This window comes from Methylobacterium sp. D54C (assembly GCF_053345595.1).
In genome coordinates this window covers 17,143-33,762 of record NZ_JBKFAK010000031.1, presented here as the reverse complement: position 1 = coordinate 33,762, position 16,620 = coordinate 17,143, and the positions used below count along the sequence as shown (strand labels likewise).

Annotated in this window: 14 protein-coding genes; 5 read left to right on the top strand and 9 right to left on the bottom strand. The window is 65.4% G+C overall.

The annotated features are described in order from the left end of the window. Positions 1–35: 35 nt before the first annotated feature. Complete coding sequence (locus ACLBYB_RS29555) at positions 36–284, bottom strand: CsbD family protein (protein WP_244535010.1); 249 nt, start codon at positions 282–284, stop codon at positions 36–38. 811 nt (positions 285–1,095) lie between these two features. Between ACLBYB_RS29555 and ACLBYB_RS29550 the strand changes: the two genes are divergently transcribed. After that, positions 1,096–2,526 (top strand): tyrosine-type recombinase/integrase, encoded by a 1,431-nt coding sequence (locus ACLBYB_RS29550; protein ID WP_447700929.1) that lies wholly within the window; start codon positions 1,096–1,098, stop codon positions 2,524–2,526. Between the two features lie 102 nt (positions 2,527–2,628). On the opposite strand, the gene ACLBYB_RS29545 is transcribed toward ACLBYB_RS29550, so the two are convergent. From ACLBYB_RS29545 to ACLBYB_RS29515, 7 genes are all read right to left on the bottom strand, one after another. After that, the gene (locus ACLBYB_RS29545; RefSeq protein WP_447700928.1) at positions 2,629–4,785 is read right to left on the bottom strand and encodes a hypothetical protein; all 2,157 of its coding nucleotides are present in this window, start codon (positions 4,783–4,785) and stop codon (positions 2,629–2,631) included. Between the two features lie 834 nt (positions 4,786–5,619). Continuing rightward, positions 5,620–5,928 (bottom strand): hypothetical protein, encoded by a 309-nt coding sequence (locus ACLBYB_RS29540; protein WP_447700927.1) that lies wholly within the window; start codon positions 5,926–5,928, stop codon positions 5,620–5,622. After that, positions 5,921–8,008: an AAA family ATPase gene (locus tag ACLBYB_RS29535; RefSeq protein WP_447700926.1), complete on the bottom strand. Its 2,088-nt coding sequence runs from the start codon at positions 8,006–8,008 to the stop codon at positions 5,921–5,923. Before ACLBYB_RS29535 ends, ACLBYB_RS29540 begins: the two co-directional genes overlap by 8 nt. Positions 8,009–8,061: 53 nt before the next feature. Then, positions 8,062–8,331, bottom strand: a complete 270-nt coding sequence (locus ACLBYB_RS29530) for a hypothetical protein (protein WP_447700925.1) — start codon at positions 8,329–8,331, stop codon at positions 8,062–8,064. 543 nt (positions 8,332–8,874) lie between these two features. Beyond that, positions 8,875–9,339 (bottom strand): Mov34/MPN/PAD-1 family protein, encoded by a 465-nt coding sequence (locus ACLBYB_RS29525; RefSeq protein ID WP_447700924.1) that lies wholly within the window; start codon positions 9,337–9,339, stop codon positions 8,875–8,877. Next, positions 9,320–11,041, bottom strand: a complete 1,722-nt coding sequence (locus ACLBYB_RS29520; RefSeq protein WP_447700923.1) for a ThiF family adenylyltransferase — start codon at positions 11,039–11,041, stop codon at positions 9,320–9,322. The genes ACLBYB_RS29525 and ACLBYB_RS29520 overlap by 20 nt, the downstream gene beginning before the upstream one ends. After that, on the bottom strand, positions 11,038–12,225 hold the full coding sequence (locus ACLBYB_RS29515) for a hypothetical protein (RefSeq protein ID WP_447700922.1): 1,188 nt from the start codon (positions 12,223–12,225) through the stop codon (positions 11,038–11,040). Before ACLBYB_RS29515 ends, ACLBYB_RS29520 begins: the two co-directional genes overlap by 4 nt. A gap of 81 nt (positions 12,226–12,306) precedes the next feature. On the opposite strand from ACLBYB_RS29515, the gene ACLBYB_RS29510 reads away from it, so the two are divergent. Then, the gene (locus tag ACLBYB_RS29510; protein WP_447700921.1) at positions 12,307–13,467 is read left to right on the top strand and encodes a patatin-like phospholipase family protein; all 1,161 of its coding nucleotides are present in this window, start codon (positions 12,307–12,309) and stop codon (positions 13,465–13,467) included. Here ACLBYB_RS29510 and ACLBYB_RS29505 read toward each other — a convergent pair. Then, positions 13,447–14,097 (bottom strand): hypothetical protein, encoded by a 651-nt coding sequence (locus tag ACLBYB_RS29505; RefSeq protein ID WP_447700920.1) that lies wholly within the window; start codon positions 14,095–14,097, stop codon positions 13,447–13,449. The genes ACLBYB_RS29510 and ACLBYB_RS29505 overlap by 21 nt on opposite strands. Before the next feature lie 223 nt (positions 14,098–14,320). Between ACLBYB_RS29505 and ACLBYB_RS29500 the strand changes: the two genes are divergently transcribed. The 3 genes from ACLBYB_RS29500 (at position 14,321) to ACLBYB_RS29490 (ending at position 16,489) form a co-directional block, all read left to right on the top strand. Next, complete coding sequence (locus ACLBYB_RS29500; RefSeq protein ID WP_447700919.1) at positions 14,321–15,418, top strand: DNA-binding protein; 1,098 nt, start codon at positions 14,321–14,323, stop codon at positions 15,416–15,418. Positions 15,419–15,505: 87 nt separating this feature from the next. Further along, positions 15,506–16,045, top strand: coding sequence for a hypothetical protein (locus tag ACLBYB_RS29495; protein WP_043759400.1), 540 nt, complete (start codon positions 15,506–15,508; stop codon positions 16,043–16,045). Between the two features lie 84 nt (positions 16,046–16,129). Then, positions 16,130–16,489, top strand: coding sequence for a hypothetical protein (locus ACLBYB_RS29490; RefSeq protein WP_447700918.1), 360 nt, complete (start codon positions 16,130–16,132; stop codon positions 16,487–16,489). Positions 16,490–16,620: the final 131 nt, after the last annotated feature.

The window sequence follows — 16,620 nt, the reverse complement described above, 5'->3', positions numbered from 1 at the left end:
ATGCCCGGAGCGTGGAACCGCTCCGGGCGGCCGGATCAAACTTTGCCGGTGAGCTTGTCGGCCACGTGCTTGGCGCCGTCCTTGACGTTCCCGGTCGTCTTCTGGGCTTCGCCCTTCAGTTCCTGCGCCTTGACCTCGGCCTTCAGCTTGTCGTTGCCAGTCACGCTGCCGATGCCCTGCTTCACGTTGCCGACGGCCTCATTGGCCAGGCCCTTGATCGTGTCGGTGGTGCTGCTCCTGGCGGTTCTCCTTCGCGACCAGGCCTTCGCGACCAGGGCGGCCACGGGGATCGGGAACGGCTCCCGCCCGGGCGACGTTCCGCGCCGTCGGTCACGGTCACGGTCACGGTCACGGGAGGGTCGTGACGCGTGCTCAGCGGGTGCCCGGATCGACGCGACGACGGCCAGGTCTCGACTGGCCGGTAGGGAAGGGCGCTCCGCGCGAGCGGGATCCGCTAGGGATGTGCCTTCGCCCTCGCGCGCGCGTCTGTTCAGTGCGGCTCCTTCCGACGCGACTACGCCCATGTCAGCCGGTGCCGGAGCCGGCGTACCCGCCTGGACGCCACCGGGACGGAGCAACCCGACGCGCATGCCGGGTGACATCATCCCGCCTCCGGATCGTAGGCAGCACGACGGCACCGGCGCGGCGTGGTTCCCGGAGTCGGTACCTACGCTGACGACCTGGCGACCCGGGCAGTCAGGTCTCGCAGAGAATGCTGCCGAAGCAGGATGCGACGGTTCGGTCGATCACATTTCTTCCGACGGAGCTCTTCGCAAGCGAGCCGGGAAGCAGTCGTTCCTCCGCTCAAGCTCGAATCACACGCCGTCGTGAAGATCGGAAGCGCCGAGTGGGCATTCCTTCTGCTGTTGGCCGAGCCAGTTTCCGCGGGGAGAAATCAAAACTCGACGTGCGGAAAATCGCTGTCAATTCAGCGACTTAGATTGTGTTGAGCGGTACTGGCGGAAACGGAGGGATTTCACGAGCCGCCGCCCTAAGTCATTGTTAACTAAATAAGTGTTTGCCTGGAAACGCGATTTCGGGACACATCCCGGGACAAATCGGGGACAAATTGCCCCTCGGACCCGCGGACACGACATGCCCCGCAAGCCGGACCCCAGGAACGCCTATCTCGAACTCCACGACGGCTACTATCGCGTCACGATGGGCGTTCCCGCGGCCCTGCGGCCGCAGCTCGGCACTCGCCTGAAGCGCACCCTCGGCACCAAAAGTCTGCTCTCGGCAAACGTCCTCAAGGCGCCCGTGGTGCGCGAGTTCAAGGCGCGCATCGACAAGGCATGGGTCAACCTCGGCGGCAAAAGCCGGTCGGAACTCCACGAGGCGGTGGCCTGGGCGAACATCCTTCAGGATGCCGTCGACCGGCGCGACCCTGCGCACGGCGCCTTGCTGGAGGCCCTCCGCGAACGCGAGGCCGAGATCGCCTCGGTCGGGTCGACATGGAAGACCGACGTCGACGAGGACGGCGACACCTACGACTACGAGATCACCACGCACGAGGCACGTGAGAAGGCCGACACCTTCGGTGCCATCGCCCGCCGGCAATCGACGCCCATCGCCCTGCATCACGACGCGTTCATGAAGACGCTTCGCATCAAGCCGCGCTCATTGACCGACGATGTGCGCGCGTTGCGGATCCTGCTGGACTGGTGCCGGGGCAACGGGGTGGACCCCTACTTGGAACGCATCGACGTCCGGACCGCAGTGCGGTTCATGGACGACATCGGCAGCTTCGCGGACCTCGGCTGGGCGTCCTCGACGAAGTACCTCGGGCGGCTGAAGCGCTATTGGGGCTACCTCGTCCTTCGGACGCATGTCGCTGACAACCCCTGGACCCATTGCCAATTGGAGAAGCCCGAGGAGAACGCTGACATGGAGGAGCGGTCCTTCACCGACGGCGAGGTGCAGAAGCTACTGATGGGATCTCCGCCCGCGGGGATCATGGACGTGATGCTCGTCGCGGCGTTGACTGGAGCCCGGCTCGACGCCGTCATCGACCTCAGGGTTGGGGAATGTGCCGACGGCTGGTTCACGTTCAAGCCGCAGAAGAAGGAACGACACGAACGCGACGTACCGATCCACCCGGCCTTGCAGCAACTCGTGGCGAACCGGGTGAGGGGCAAGTCTGCGGACGACGACCTCTTCCCTGAATGGCCGGTGCCCAAGGCCGAGGGTTCGATGCGCGAGCGAAGTTCCTATTTCTCGAAGCGCTTCACGGTGTATCGCAGGGCAATCGGGGTCGACGATCAGGTCGAAGGCAAGCGGCGCAGCTTGGTCAACTTCCACTCCTGGCGTCGCTGGTTCATCACCAAGATGGAGCGGGCCGCCGTTGACGGCGACCTTATTGCCGCCATCGTCGGCCACAAGCGGTCCGGGCTGACCCTGGGCCGGTATAGCGAAGGCCCCGAGATGGAGGCAGCCAAGGCCGCCATTGCCAAGGTGCGGCTACCTCCACTTGACGGTTCGCCCATCGTTGAGGCGCAACCGCTGAGCCGACGGCGCAGAAACTGAGTTGTATCTGCATCCCATGATTTAGTGCCAGCCTAAGATGGGGCTGTCATTGGCGTCATCGGGCGTAAACTGATTCATGGAAAACCGCTTCGCGTCGTCTATTTATGAGGTGGTTGAGATAAATCGTTCGACATCGAAATCTGTGGCTGCATTGTGTCGCGAATGTTCGGCCCAGCCTCCCGGATCGCAGCCTAGATCATCAAACATTCTCTCGCGAACTGTTTCGACGGGGATGATTTTCTCGGTTAGGCCATCCACAAAAAATCTGAATGGCTTGGTCAGGTTTGCGATGGAGATTTCTGCCTCGAAGACTCGAATGTGATTGATATCAAAAAACAACTGCAGATTTCTGAGTAGGTGGCGCCAGTCGAGCTGTTCGTATCTCGACGGTGGCTCAAACGGCATACTCGGCACCTCTCTGAACCACCCCGGGACCCCAGAGATAACGCCGAGAGGTGAGTGCGCCCCTATTAGATCGAGAAGGCCACGGGGAAGGTCCGGAAGTTCATCCAAATCCCTGTACTCGAAGTGTCCCGGTGGTGGCCCGGATGCATCGACCTTTCGAACTTCTGAGTGGTCTACCCAGCCGCCAGGATCGCGGCCCAACGAGGCGACCATTCTTGATTTCACATCCGCCGTGCTCATAACCGTCTGTGATGACCATTCGACGAACACGCGAACTGCGCTGCCTGATATCGTGGGGTCAGTCTCGTAGATTTCGATGCCGGTGACTCGGAACCAGCTTTCTAAGGTCGGAAGCACGTACTTGGAGCCGACACGCTTGAACTCGTCCGCCCAAATGCCCGGTTCGCGCCCATCGGAAACCCGGCGGAAAGTGCCCTGAAAGCCCTCGATTTGGCCCGTTTTCAGTACCTTTGCCCCGTTTAGTCCCGCCAAATCCCCTCTGGAGACGGCTTGCCATTCCTCCCGCATATGAATGGCATGCAATGAATGAGAGGAAGGGTTCAGTTCACTTTGGATCAGAACCGGATTTGGTAGCTCGTCAGCTTCAATAGCGTCTACAGGCACGATGGGATTGGGGTCTAACTCATTGCTGGGCAGAGATTTTTTGCCCGCCTTCCGCGTTGTTGCCCTGGACGAACTGGCGGGCGGCGGAGCCTGCGGATTATCGACCCTCGCGGCTATGTCATCGTCAGTTTCGCTGGTTACCGCGGGGATTGATCCCGCGGTAACCCCGCGGAAGAGCGCGCCACCCGATCGCCGGTCGAGCCACTGCATCATGAAGAGCATCGCTGCAGCAGGCTTCTGGAGGTAATCGGGGTGAAAAAATCCGTACCGTTCATGAATGTTCGACGCTACGCGATGCCCAGCCCAAATTTCGCTTTCGGGGATAGGAACTTCACAGGCACCAATTGTAACGTGCCCATTCCGTTGTGCAGCAATAGCAAAATCGCGGAAACTTGAGGGGCAGAGCTCAGGCAAATTTAGGGCCGTTGCGGCACGCTTGACCTGGAAATCAATCGTGTCTTGCGAGCAGAAAATCCAATTGCCTTGTCCCCAGCTATCCAATTCGGCCTTGATCATTGGCGGCAAAGGCAGCGTAGGCCTTCTCTTGTTTCTCTTCTTGCGGACACCCTTTGGAAGGGTTCTGAGGGTACTGCATCCGTGCTGTGTGGCAAGCATGGATGATCCAAATTGCATTAGAGCTCCAGCTCGGCATGCTGTGAAGATGGCGAGAAAGGCCCAGCGTCTAGCATCCTCGTGATGAGCTAACTCACGAAGTACGAGAGCCATAATCTCCGGCTCCGGGCACCAGTTCCTTGGATCTGGCGTATCGGTTTCGAGAATATCACAGATTTCTTCGATATTAGAAATTACGGTAGGGCTATAATGTGAGAATACTGCGAGGTGCTTATCAGGCTTGGAAGCCTGATGGCATTCTGACGCAAGCATCTTCATTGCGGTCAGGATAGTATTTGGCTTCCAACGTGGAACCATTCGCTTGATAAGTTCCTCCTGCATCGCCTCAGAGAATTCTGACATGGTCACATTGGGGTGCAACTCATTGAGAAGCTCCTTGACAAACTTGGCGTGGCTAATCCATGCCTCAGTTGATCTCTTGGTAGTTGCAAGCAGTCGATTGATGGCGGCGATGACTTGAGGGTCGCCTACGCTGCCTGATGGATCGCGGCCGATAGAAATTACGAAGCCTACGAGCAGCTTCTTGGCTAGTTCCTCATCTTGTGTTCCGAGAGAAATTTGAGAGACATCGCTGTCTCCTGGAATGTTCCAATACATTCGAATATTTTCATTCGGTCGCGACGGATTGATGTAAAAACCTTACCACTCAAACGAGCGATTTTCCCTTGTAGTCTTTCGCGAGATTGATCGATAAGTTTGGGCCTCCTTGCCGGCGAGCAGACTTACAAAATTAACCTTTGGGTACTTGCTTCTAACCCTTCGAACAAGGGCACTTACTCCATCATCTTGAGAGCCTGTCGGAGCAGGTCTGGCGGGAGCGTGTTCTGAGATGCCCTTTGTGTGACGAACAGACTTCCGTCTCTTCGACTTCCCTTCGGCAACGGTTCCATTCTCGTCTTGCATGGTTCGACGTAGTCCTGTCTTAGGAGGCTGCTAACGAAAGCTTCGAGTTCGTCGCGCCTGTAAAAGATTGTGCGCTTGCGGCGCATGAAGCCGAGGCGGCCCGATTGGCGGGCGTGGCGCAGCTCCTTGTCCTCAAGCACGTGTCCGAAGGCGGCATAGGCCTCTGCCTCCGTGAGGAGATCGTGGGGCATCCAGCCTGAGTGGGGTGGGTCCGGTCCTGCATCCGCAGGATTGCAAGCATCGACGCACTTGTGCTCACGTCCGTGCCGATCCTCTTGGGTCGCTCCACGCATTCGGTTCGACATCATCGCAACCTTCTGAATTTTCACATTGGAAAGCGCGTGCGGCTTTGACGACCTTTGAGCGTCGTTACCGTTGTGTTTCGCTACGCCTCGGGGCGCTTCGCTCACGCTTGAGCAGCACCGCCATCCGCCGCTGGCACGTCACGCCTGCCGGAGGGCTCAGAACGTCATTGAGACGCCGGCCCACCCCCTTCGCGAGCTCAGACTCATGTGAGCCTGACCACGTCTATCTGGCGTCTGTAAGCGCCCGAGCAGCCCATGGCGGCCTAAAGGGGATGACGTTACCTTCGCCATCTTGAGGGCGGACGGCGTCCGCTTCGGGTTGCTTCCCGGTTAGCGATGGCTTCCTGTTGTTTCTGGAGCGAAAGGTTCGAGCGATCTCTCGACCCTTTGCCTCCATCTCGGCGACGTCGAGCTCGACGTTCAGTGCGTCGACGAGCGTCTCGAAGTCCGGGCCGCGGAGGATGCGCCGCATCCCCACGAGGCGCCGCATCACGTCGGCGAGACACTCGTCCAGCGCGTTGGGATCAAGCACGGCGCCCTCCCTTGGTCCGGGTGGGGGCAAGACTGGTGCGGTCCTCAGCGAGCCGGTCACGGATCACCGCGCCGGTCAGCAACCGCTCGTCGACGAGGCGGTGGGCGAGTCCGTCGATGGTGGGCTTGTGGGCCTGCACGAAGTCGCGGCTTCGCGCGTACAATCGGTCGAGGTCCGCGGATACAGCCTGGCGCAGGTCCGGGCAGGTCGCCAGAAGGCGGTGCGCGTCGGCGTCAGAGGCCCTGTGAAGCAGCGAGCCGCCGAGGCCGAAGCTCGCATGGGCCGCGGCCAGCGTCCGGGTCGCCATGCCGAGGTCCGAATTAGCCGGACCGCCGGCCCCGGTGGACGCCTCGCCCCATTCCTCGTCGGCGGCCCGTCCGCACAGGGTGGCCACGACGTAGTTCTCGATCTGTACTCGGGTCATCGACAGCCGGGTCTTCAACTTGGTCCTCGTAAGACCAGCTACCTCGCCGCTCTGCACGGTGGTGACGGTCTGGACGGTCCCGACGCCCATGACCTCGACCGCACAGGCGTGGGCGATCTCGTGCCTCGCGCAGGCGAGCGCCTCCGCGGGGGTGCGGTCGTCCTCGGGGGCGATCAGCGCCATCAGGTCGGCGATGGTGACGGGCCGGTCGGCGACCCGCGCCGTTCGGCGGGTGGCCTTGACCCAGGCGGCGGCGTCGGCCCCGGTCGCGCCGATCCCGAGGGCGGCCACGCCGGTCAGGTCGGCCCCCTGCAGGGTGTCGGGCCCGAGATGGTGGCGGATGATGTCGGCGAGGCCGGAAACGCTGGGCCGGCGCACCGTGATGACGCGGGACAGTCGGCCCGGCCGGACAAGCGCGGGGTCCAAGTCTTCGACGTGGTTCGTGCCCGCAATGACGATAATCTTGCCGTTTTTTCCTGACGTTGCTCCATCTAATTGCAACAATACTTGACCTATGATTGGCTTCCAAAAATCTCTGTTGCGATTATCCAGCTTGTTTCTTGAGGGAAGACCGTCCGCTTCGTCTAGGAATAGGACCACAGGCGAAGCAGCAGCGGCAGCCGAGAACACCCTGTCGATCTCGCGCACCACGTCCCCGAGATACCCTTGCGTCTGCGTGAACCAGGACGCCACGGATGTTTCGATCAAGCCGACACCCAGGGTCCTGGCGATGGACCGGGCCAGCAAAGTCTTGCCCGTGCCGGGTTCGCCGAAGAACACGGCATGGCGGGCAATCGCATCGAACTCGATGCGCCCCGCGAGGTAAGCCTGGAAATCGTCGGCGAGCGCGAGGCACCAATCCCTGGCCTCGCCCTCCAGCCCCGGCATCTCGTGCAGCAGCGGCGCCTCCGGCAGGTCCGGGTCGACGACGGAGCGGGAGCGCGCGGCGGCCTTGAGCCGGGCGAGGCAGGCGGCAGCGGTCGAGCCCGTGCGCAGGGCGGCGACGTAATCGTGGTGGCCTAGGCCGTGGAGCGGCGGCATCGGCCCGGGGTCCTCGCCGGTCACGGCCCGGATCGCGCGGGCAACCTGCCCAGCGGTCGGCTGAGCGAGGTCGAGCCGGACGTCGGCGCCGGCGACGAGGGCGGTGGGCAGGTAGCGCTCAGGGTCCTGGCTGATCCCGCAGACCCGGCCGCCCCGGGCGAGGCGGGCGGAGACGCGGTCGCACCCGACCTCTGGACGGTCCTGGGTCCGCGATGTCCCGAGCTTAATCTGCATGTCGGAGTAGGTGGCGTGGGACCGCATCGCGGCGGCCGCGGCGTCGGCCCAATCCGGCGAGGGCACGCGGACCACCACCGCGCAGCCGTCCAGCGCGGCCAGCGCCCGCCGCTGTTCGGGCGTCAGCGCGTCGTGAACCAGAATGCCGGCGAGGGTCTCGACCTTCTCGTCGAGGCCCCCGGACGCATCGTCCCCTTCGTGAGCCCTGCGTGCGAGGTCGCGGGAGAGGAAGTCCTCCAGGTTCTGATCCGGCTTCTGGTTCTGTTGCTTTCGGGCCATGGTCGTCTCCGCGCGAGGCGACCGGCCGCGTCGCGGCGCCGGGTCAGGCCTCGGGAATGGGGTCGGGGCAGGGGTGCTCGGGGACCGCGCGGAGGCGGTCATCGCGTTTGCATATGAGGTGCTCGGTCATGCTCGATGCGTCCGGTTGCCGGGGATCAGGGCAGGTCGTCGCCGACATCGTAGGGGTCGCCGCCGGTCCGGCGGGCCCAGGCGGTGACCCGCACGTCGCGGGGGCGCGGGCCGGTCCTATCGGCCAGCGAGGCGGCGCGCCGCTCTGCCTCCTCCAGCACGGCGGCGCCGAGGGCGACGCGCACCGCGGCAGCCACCTTGATGAGCGAGGCTTCGCCCAGGCTCTCGCGGCATCCAGCGAGGCGCCGGAAAATGTCGCCGATAATCGCGTCGGGGTCGTGGGTGTCGGGTGCCATTGTCGCCTCCGGTCGGAGGCGGCCGCGCGCAAGGGGCGCGGTCAGGCCTCTCCGGTCCGTGTGGGGGTGCCGTCGGAACGAGGGGGCCGGGCGGCGCAGGCATTCTGCACGACCGCCGGCCGGACTTCGGCTCCAGGTATGAGGCGGTCGAGGGGGGACATGGCGGAAGCAATCCTCGCGTGGCGACCCGACAAGGAGCCTGGGCCGCGGACAGTGGTGCCAAACAGCAGGCAGACCGAAGCAGCTCGATTAACGCCGGTCAACGACGACCCGTCAGATCTAAGTAGAAAAGCCTGGCCCCCTGTGGATCCCGGGCAGAACCGGGTGCACGCGACGAAGTCCGGGGAACCCTGGACGTTGCGGGGCGAACGACCCGGTGGATATCGCATCACGCGTAACGTTCGGCGTACCCGTTACACCGGCGGCGAGTTTGGGGCAGTGCCGAAGAGGGACTTTGCAGGCATCTCCGATCCCGCCGGAAGTGCACTCGGAATGTTCGCCGCCGCCATCCGCCGGTCGCCGCGCGCTAGCGATGTGCGGAGGTCAACGCTCGCGCTTCACCAAGACGGGAGAGATGCCGCCATCCGGGGTGAAGACGCTGGCGCCGATGTCGAGGCGGCGGAAGGGCCGGTGGCGGAGTATCAAGAGGCAGGCGAACGTCGCGCCCACGCGCCCATCGGCCAAGATCTCCCGCATGGCGCAGACGTCATCCTGGCTGGGTCGGGTCGGGAAAGACGGATGGGAGTGCCATTCGCCAAGATAGTTGAAGCGTCGATAATCGTGGCCGGTTCGCTCGTGGAAGTCCCGGATGGCCTTCCCATGGTGTTCCGGGTCACGGACAAAGCGGGCGGGACTTCCGCCGTCGTGCTGGAGGCTCGCCTCCAGGACCCTGAACTCATCCCCACCGAGGGCTTCGCCCAGGAGGACGCCGCCGATCTCTCGCTGGCCGGCCTGCTTGAGCTCCCGACGCCACGAGGCGGAGACCGCCTTAGGCAGCAGGATCTTCATGGGTGTCCTTGGTGAAGAGGCCTGTGAAGATCTCCACGGCCTCGGCCCTGTCTTCGTCCGACTGAACCTCCGGACCGACGGTTTCCGGAACGGTAACATCTAGCGGGTGGGCTTCGAAAGGAGCCGTGAATATCCAGCCGGCCCTCAGCGCGACGGTGTAGATCGGGTGCGGGAAGGCGTTCCCACCGGTCAAGGCGTCGATGGCGAAGCGGGCGGCATGGTTGGCGATGATACCGACCTCGGCATCGTCGGCGACGAGGACCTTTCCGCCGTCCGCTTCGGTGGCATAATCCCCCGCTTCGGTGCCCAACCAAGGCGCATTGAGCGATCCGCACCAATCGAGGTAGGCGCTGCGCATGTCCTGGGGCGGCGCGTCGAGGCCGGGTCGGTATCGGGCGACCATCCCACCTATCCCGCCCTCGAACACCTCAAGCCAGACCATCGGTCGTCCGGCACGCCTGGCAACCGCCGAGACGATGTTGAAGGCATTGGCGTCCGCGGTCGCATCCACGATCAGGTCGCATTGCGACAGCGCCTCAAGGGCCGTGTCGACGCTGCCGCTCGCTTCCTGTCCCCCGAGGCGTAGCGCACGCGCACTCACGGTCACCTCGGGGTTGATCAGTCGCAGCCGCGCGGCGACCGCATGGACCTTGTGGGCGCCAACGGCGCGCCAATCCAGATCATTCCGGACCAGGTTGTCGCGAAGGAGGACATCGTCGTCCACAAGAACGAACCGCCCGATCCCGGAGCGGGCTAGGCTGGCAGCGACCTTGGAGCCTGCGGAACCGCAACCGACCACGGCGACCGCCTTCGCCGCCATCTCCGGTTGGATCGACCCAATCCGCTCCGACCCACCGGAGCCCGCATGGACCGGCACCACCGGTATCAAATGGGCATGCGTCTGTAACCAGCGCCACGCCATCCGAAGCCCGGAGCCGCCCAGCACGAGCGCAAACTCCGCCGCTTCCGGATTCGCATCCGTGTTTGCGCAGAGCCGCGCCCATTCCCGCGGCAACTCGGCGTTCGTGAGATCGAGCTCCGTATCGGCCGTCACGGGCTCTGGTTGCAGCATTACGACCCCGGTTGCTTGGTGACCGTCCTGCGGGAAACCGGGCTGGAGCCAGCGGCCATCGGGCGTGTCCACTGCATCGATCCGCGCGACGACCGCCGAACCTTGGAATTGAAACCGCATGGTCGCCGCCATCCGCGTTCCCGGGGCGGCTTGGCGTAACAGGTCGACGAGCGCATCGGAGTACACGTGCCGGTAGTCGGCCGCTCTGAGACGTTGACCTTGGGTGAGTTCGTGAGCAGACGGCAGGCGCGCCGCGCCGCCCTCGGTGGTTGCCTCGGCAGACAGGAGAGCCTGCGCACTGCGGATCATGTCGGCGGCGGTGAACTCGGGCCTCCAGTTGTCGGTCCGGTATTCGAGGCACAGCGACCCGCCCGACCATTGGTGGTCCGAGAGCCTAAGGTTCGGGTCCCTGGGAACCACGTCGGGGCAGGTGTCCGGATAGAGCCGCGGATACCGCAGTTCCAAGTCGACCTTCGCATCGCCGACGGCCACCGTGAAGTGCAGGACCAGACGGGCGCCGTCGCCGATGCCGAAGCCGAAGTCGTCAAGCCAGTCAACCGACGATGCCAAGGCAGTGACCGCCCGGCGCTCGGCGACCAGGCGGTTCGGTCTCTCAAAGAACCAAATCAAGCGAAGCCCGCCGGTTTGACAGGGGCTACGGGATGGTTGGGGAACGCGAAACCGGCCGGCGCCACCGCCGCAGGCCGCAGGAGACCGCCCGGACGGGACACGGCCTCCGTCAGGGGAGAGACGAACCGGCATCCCTGCTCGTCGATGACCACCTTGCACGGCTGCGGGTCCCGCGGCGGCGAATGGTCCATCGTGACCTCGAACCGTCCGCCACGGGCGCGGACGATTTCCTTGTAGTAAGCGGCGGCCTGCCGGTGGGGTGGTTGGACGTCGAGGTCGTTGGACGGGATGCTACGGCTCGTCGAGACCATGATGCAGCCCGGCATGGCGCAGCTCTCGAAAAGGAAGCCCACCTCCGGTACGGGAACCGTTCGCGTCATGCCCTTATCGGCGGCGTTGAGCGCCGTGTACGAGCAGTGATGGGGGACCTTGCACACGTCCCAGACCAGCCGTTCGACCTTGCCGTGACGCCGGGTGGTGCGAACGATGAGGCGCAGGGTCTCCGAGTCGATGTCGGATGCGAACAGGACGCGCCGCGGCTCTCCTCCTTCGAGGAACGTCGCCTGCAGCACCACGCTGTCCTGGTTGCGGTCGACTATCTGGTCGTTCTCGTCCTGCCGCCAGCCGAACGGGCAATGCACGAAGAACTCGACCCGCTCCGGCCCGGAGAGGCTGTAGCCCGGGACGGTCTCCCCAGCGTTGACGATCAGGTGGTCGCGTTGGGCCGGCGTCAAAGCGTGCTTCGCCAGGAAGCCCGCGAGCGCTTCCGGCCGCGAGAAGACCCGCACGCCATAACCGCGGCGCAGGCGAAAACGCGCCTCGTCCTGGATGACCTGCGCGAAGTCCGGGAGGTCGTCCTCCAGGATCGCTGCGGCGGGGACCCAGAGTTCACCGATGATGGCGCGGCCCGGTCCCTGCAACGCGGGCGAGTGGTCGAAGTGGAAGAAGCCCGCAGCGCCGTAGACGTGGTCGCGGTCGAGGTGGGTGAAGAGCACGGCTTCATATCCGCGGCGACCGGAACTGCGCAGCCCCGCCCTGAGGGCCGTGGCGAGATCGATCCTCCGGTCGTCGCGCGCCGCCGTCCACTCGTTCCCGAAATCGATGAGAACCTGGCGCCCGTCGGCCAGTTCGACGAGCGTTCCATCGGCGTCGCCGAGAGGATGAAACGTCAGGACAGCAGTCATATATCACCCTCCACCAGAGCGATTTGGGTACCTAAGAACAGAAGTGCAACAAGTGGCGAACGGTTTCCGCGGGATGCTTTGATGGACGGCTTTTCCCCCAAGGGCGCGGACCCGAGGCCCGCCGAGGATTTCCTAGGCGCCCGCAAGCTTGAGCCTGGCATCGGCCTGTGCCTCTCCGGGGGTGGGTTCCGCGCGATGCTGTTCCACGTCGGCGCGCTGACGCGGCTCAACGAGGCAGGCATCCTGCCTAAGCTAGATCGAGTGGCCAGCGTCTCGGGCGGCTCCGTCGCCGCCGGCGCGCTGGCCGTGGGGTGGGCGCGTCTCCGCTTCGACGAGAATGGAGTGGCCACGAACCTCCGCGATGAGGTCAGCCAGCCGCTCCTCGCCCTGGCCCAGAAATGGGTGGACGCGCCCGCTATCGTGGCCGGGCTGCTGCCCTTCGTGACCGCCGCCGGGGTCGCGGCGCGGGTCTACGACCGCGCGCTGTTCAAAGGCGCGACTTTGCAGGATTTGCCCGACCGGCCCCGCTTCACCTTCACGGCGACCAGCCTGCAGACCGGCGCCCTATGGCGCTTCGCGAAGGAATACGCGGCGGAGTATCACGTCGGCCAATGGCCGAAGCCGGAGCTGAGGGTCGCCGACGTCGTGGCTGCCTCGGCGGCCTTCCCGCCGTACATGTCCCCCGCCTACGTCCGCGTCCCGCCCGGGGCCATCCAGATGCAGGAGGGTGCCGACCTGCACGAGGAAGGCTTCAAGGGCCGCCTTCGGCTGACCGACGGAGGAGTCTACGACAACCTCGGCCTGGAGCCGATCTGGAAGCGCTACGAGACCATTCTCGTCAGCGACGGGGGGCGGGCCATGCCAAGCAACCCGCTCCCGAAGTCAAACTGGTTCTCCCAGGCGCTCCGCGTCACGGACATCGCCCTTCAGCAGGGGATCTTCCTGCGGGAGCGGGTGCTTCGCGGCCTCGACCGGGACGGCTCGCGCAAGGTCGTCTCCTGGGGCATCGGCCAGGGCGTTCAGACTTACGGGCCGGAAAACCCCCTCGGGTTCACGGCTGCGGACACGAAGCTGGCGGCATCGATCAAGACGCGGCTCAAGCGGTTTCCGGACCACGTCCAGCGGACCGTCATGCGCGCCGGCTACGCCCACGCGGACGCGGCCCTCAGGAAGGGCGGGATGATCCCGCCGGGGCGGGCGCCGTCCTTCGCCGGGTTGCCGTCAATCGACCGGCGGCGGTGAAGAGGCCCCGGCCGCCTGCGCCGGGTTCTGGACGGGCGCTCCCATGGCAGGCCGCTTGCCGTTCACGTAGTAGCCGGTGAAGGACCAGACATGCGCCAGGGCGCGGTGGTTCCAGGGGACGTAGATCATGTAGTCCCGGTGCCCCAGGGAGACAGCCGTGCGGTTCGTGGCCATCATGTCGAGCGCCGACAGGAAGATCGTGCCGTCGGCGTAAGAGCCGAGCAGCCGCACCTGGATCTCGCGCAGCTTCGAAAGGTCGTCACGCGCCTTCTTGATCTCGACAAGGATGCCGTAATACTTGCTCCTCAGCACCTCGTGGTCGCGCCCCTTCCGGGCGAACCCGATGATCAGGTTCAGGCCCGAGAAGAACGCGGTGACGATTGCCAGGACTGAGACGAGGGGGCCGACGCCTTGAATGAGCGACGAGAACGCACCCGCGCCCGCCACGAAGGATACGAGCGAGATCGTCTTCCCGAAGCTGTCGAAGAAGCGCGCCCGCATCCCGTGGTAGTAGGCGCATCGCTGGGCCTCGAACTTCAGGTCGCCGTAGAGACGGACCGCCTCAGCGCTTGGCGCCGGGACGGGGGCCTCCGGGCGGGGGAGGTCGGACGCCTGTCTCACGAGTTCCACCGACACCTCCACCAGGGCGATTGACCGGGGCCGGCGCGGGCCTCGGCGGAGCGGACGACCCGGGGGGACGCCCTCCTGAGTTGCCACCTTGAGCCATGTTCACTCTCCGTTCGGATTCGCAGGATGTGCATCCGGGACGCCTGGGTCAATGGGGATGCGCACGACGACCCTTTCTTCACCGCTTTCGCTCAATCCTGTCCGCATCAAGTCGGGGACGGCGGGCATGGTCGCGAGGAAGGACGTCTGGGCGGCGGCGGACGGGATACGGGCCAGGGCTCGCGACGCCGACGGCGCCAAGCCGCGGGTCTCGGTGCGCACCGTCCGCAAGGCGCTCGGCAAGGGCTCATTCGGCGACATCGCCCGCGAGCTCGCGGAGTGGAAGGCAAGGGTCGGCTACCGGCCGCTGATCGAGCAGGCCGAGCTGCCTGAGGCGCTGCAGGGTCAACTCGCCGCCTTCGGCACCGCCCTCCTCGAACACGTCCGCGTCGAGCAGACCCGCCACCGGATCGCCGAGGCCGAGGGTGAGGCGGCCCGGGAGGCCGGCCAAGGCGAGGTCCTGGAGGAGGCGCTGGCGCAGGTCGACCTGCTGGAGGCGCGGGTCGCGATGCTGGAGGCCGAGCTCGCCCGGCTCCGCGCGGCACCCCCTGCGCTCGCATTCCCGGCGCCGGACCCGGAGCCCGAGCCGGTGAAGGTACCCGCACCGATGCACCTCAACCCTGTCTACGGCAAGGTTCGCGACCGGCATGCCGCCGAGGCCGCCGACCCGGTCTGGGCCGAGGTCCGCGTCGCGGTCACCCGCGTGCTCGAACGGCGCGGGCCGATGTGGGTCCACGCCATACACCTGTCATTGCCGGACCGGCTCAAGGAGCGCGCCGAGCGGGCCGGCCTGCCGCTGACCCCGGCTTGGCTGCGGCTCTACCTCATCCGCCTAGCCGACGCGGGGGACGGCTTCGCCGAGGTCGAGGGACGCTTCGCCGTGGCGCCGCCCGTCGAGGCCGCCCCGGACCCGGGCCGCGTCGCAATCGGGACCGACGCGCCGCCCCTGTCGGCTGAATGGTTCTGGAAGCTGTTCGTCGCCGAGGTCCATGACCTGCTGCTGGAGAGGGGGCCACTTACCGCGGAGCGGATCCTCGAAGACTTGCCGGACGGTTGGGTGGCGGCCACGGAACGCTACAAGGCGATCAAGCCCGGTCGACTGCGCCAGAAGCTGCGCGAGCGCATCAGGAATAAGCGGCCCCTGCAGGAGCTCCCGGGCAAGGTCTTCGCCGCCACGGGTCGCTGGCCTGGCAGCCGGACGTTTGGCCCGGACGAGGCCGCATAACCCGGGCCTCCGCCGAGCCCTAATCGACCGACGGTGTCCTGTCCGGTGGGGGGCCCTGCAGTTCGACGCCCCCGATTGGAGACGCCCTTGCGCCTGTCCCTTTTCGCCGCCCTTTCGATCCTCGCGTCGGCCGCGAGCCTCGACGCCGCTACGGCGGCCGAACTCCTGCGCGGTCGGTGCCATATGGACGTGTGCTCGTGGTTCAGCATCGAGCAGCGTGACCTAGTCGCGTCGTCCCCGGCCGGGGCGCTCTTCAAGATGAGCGTGCGGACTTGGACGAGCACGCATCCGAACGGGACTTACGACAAGCGCACCCGGCGGGTCGGCGGCGAAGCCGGCGACGAGTACGTGTTCTGCTCGAAGTCGCGCCCCGCAGTGGTCGACCCAGGCGACAAGCCGGGGACATGGATCGCGGCCGTGCTGGTTCCCATCGGGCAGCCTGCAGGCGCGACGGAGGCGGCGACCGCCCGGTACTTCGCCGCCTGCCACGGCGTCGCCCTGAACAGCGAAGCCGACCTCGACCGATACGCCCAGGCATTCGGTTACAAGGCGGACGGCGAGGGGGAGCAACTCGACCTGAAGCGGCCGGAGGATATCCTGAAGCCGGCTGAGCCCGTCCGTCGCTGAGCTGCCTCCCGTCAGTGGCCCCGGGGAACGGCCGACATCTGCCGCCGTTGGCATGGCCGGTGACTGCGTTTGGGAGGGCAAGCCGTGACGCCCCAGGAAATCAAGGCCAAGGTCCAGGCCGCCTACACCGCGTCGTTGCAGAACCGTGCCGTCATGTACGGCATGAGGACTTCCCCCCTCGACCATCAGTTCCGTGACCTGAAACTGTACGGGCGCGATGCCGGTGCGGATTTCGCCGACACCAACCTGGGCCGCATCATCGACGAGGCGGTCGCCGTGGCGGGGCGCAAGCAGCCCTCCATGGAACTGCAGGTTTACGGTTGGGGGCGAGCGGCCATCGACGGCATGGCCGAGACCTTGCGCCACCGGACAGACCTCAAGGTCGAGATCAGCGGTTCAACCGTTCAGCTCATCTGGGCGGAGGACAACCCGGCCCTCATATAGGGTAGAGCTCCATCAGCTTGACCGTTGAGAGGCGGCTTCCGCCCGCAGCCAGGCATGTCGTGCGCCGGCATGCGGCCCCGTGAGCCGTTTGACATTTGGATACGCCCGCGGGGGAAGCATGCCGGTCTCTT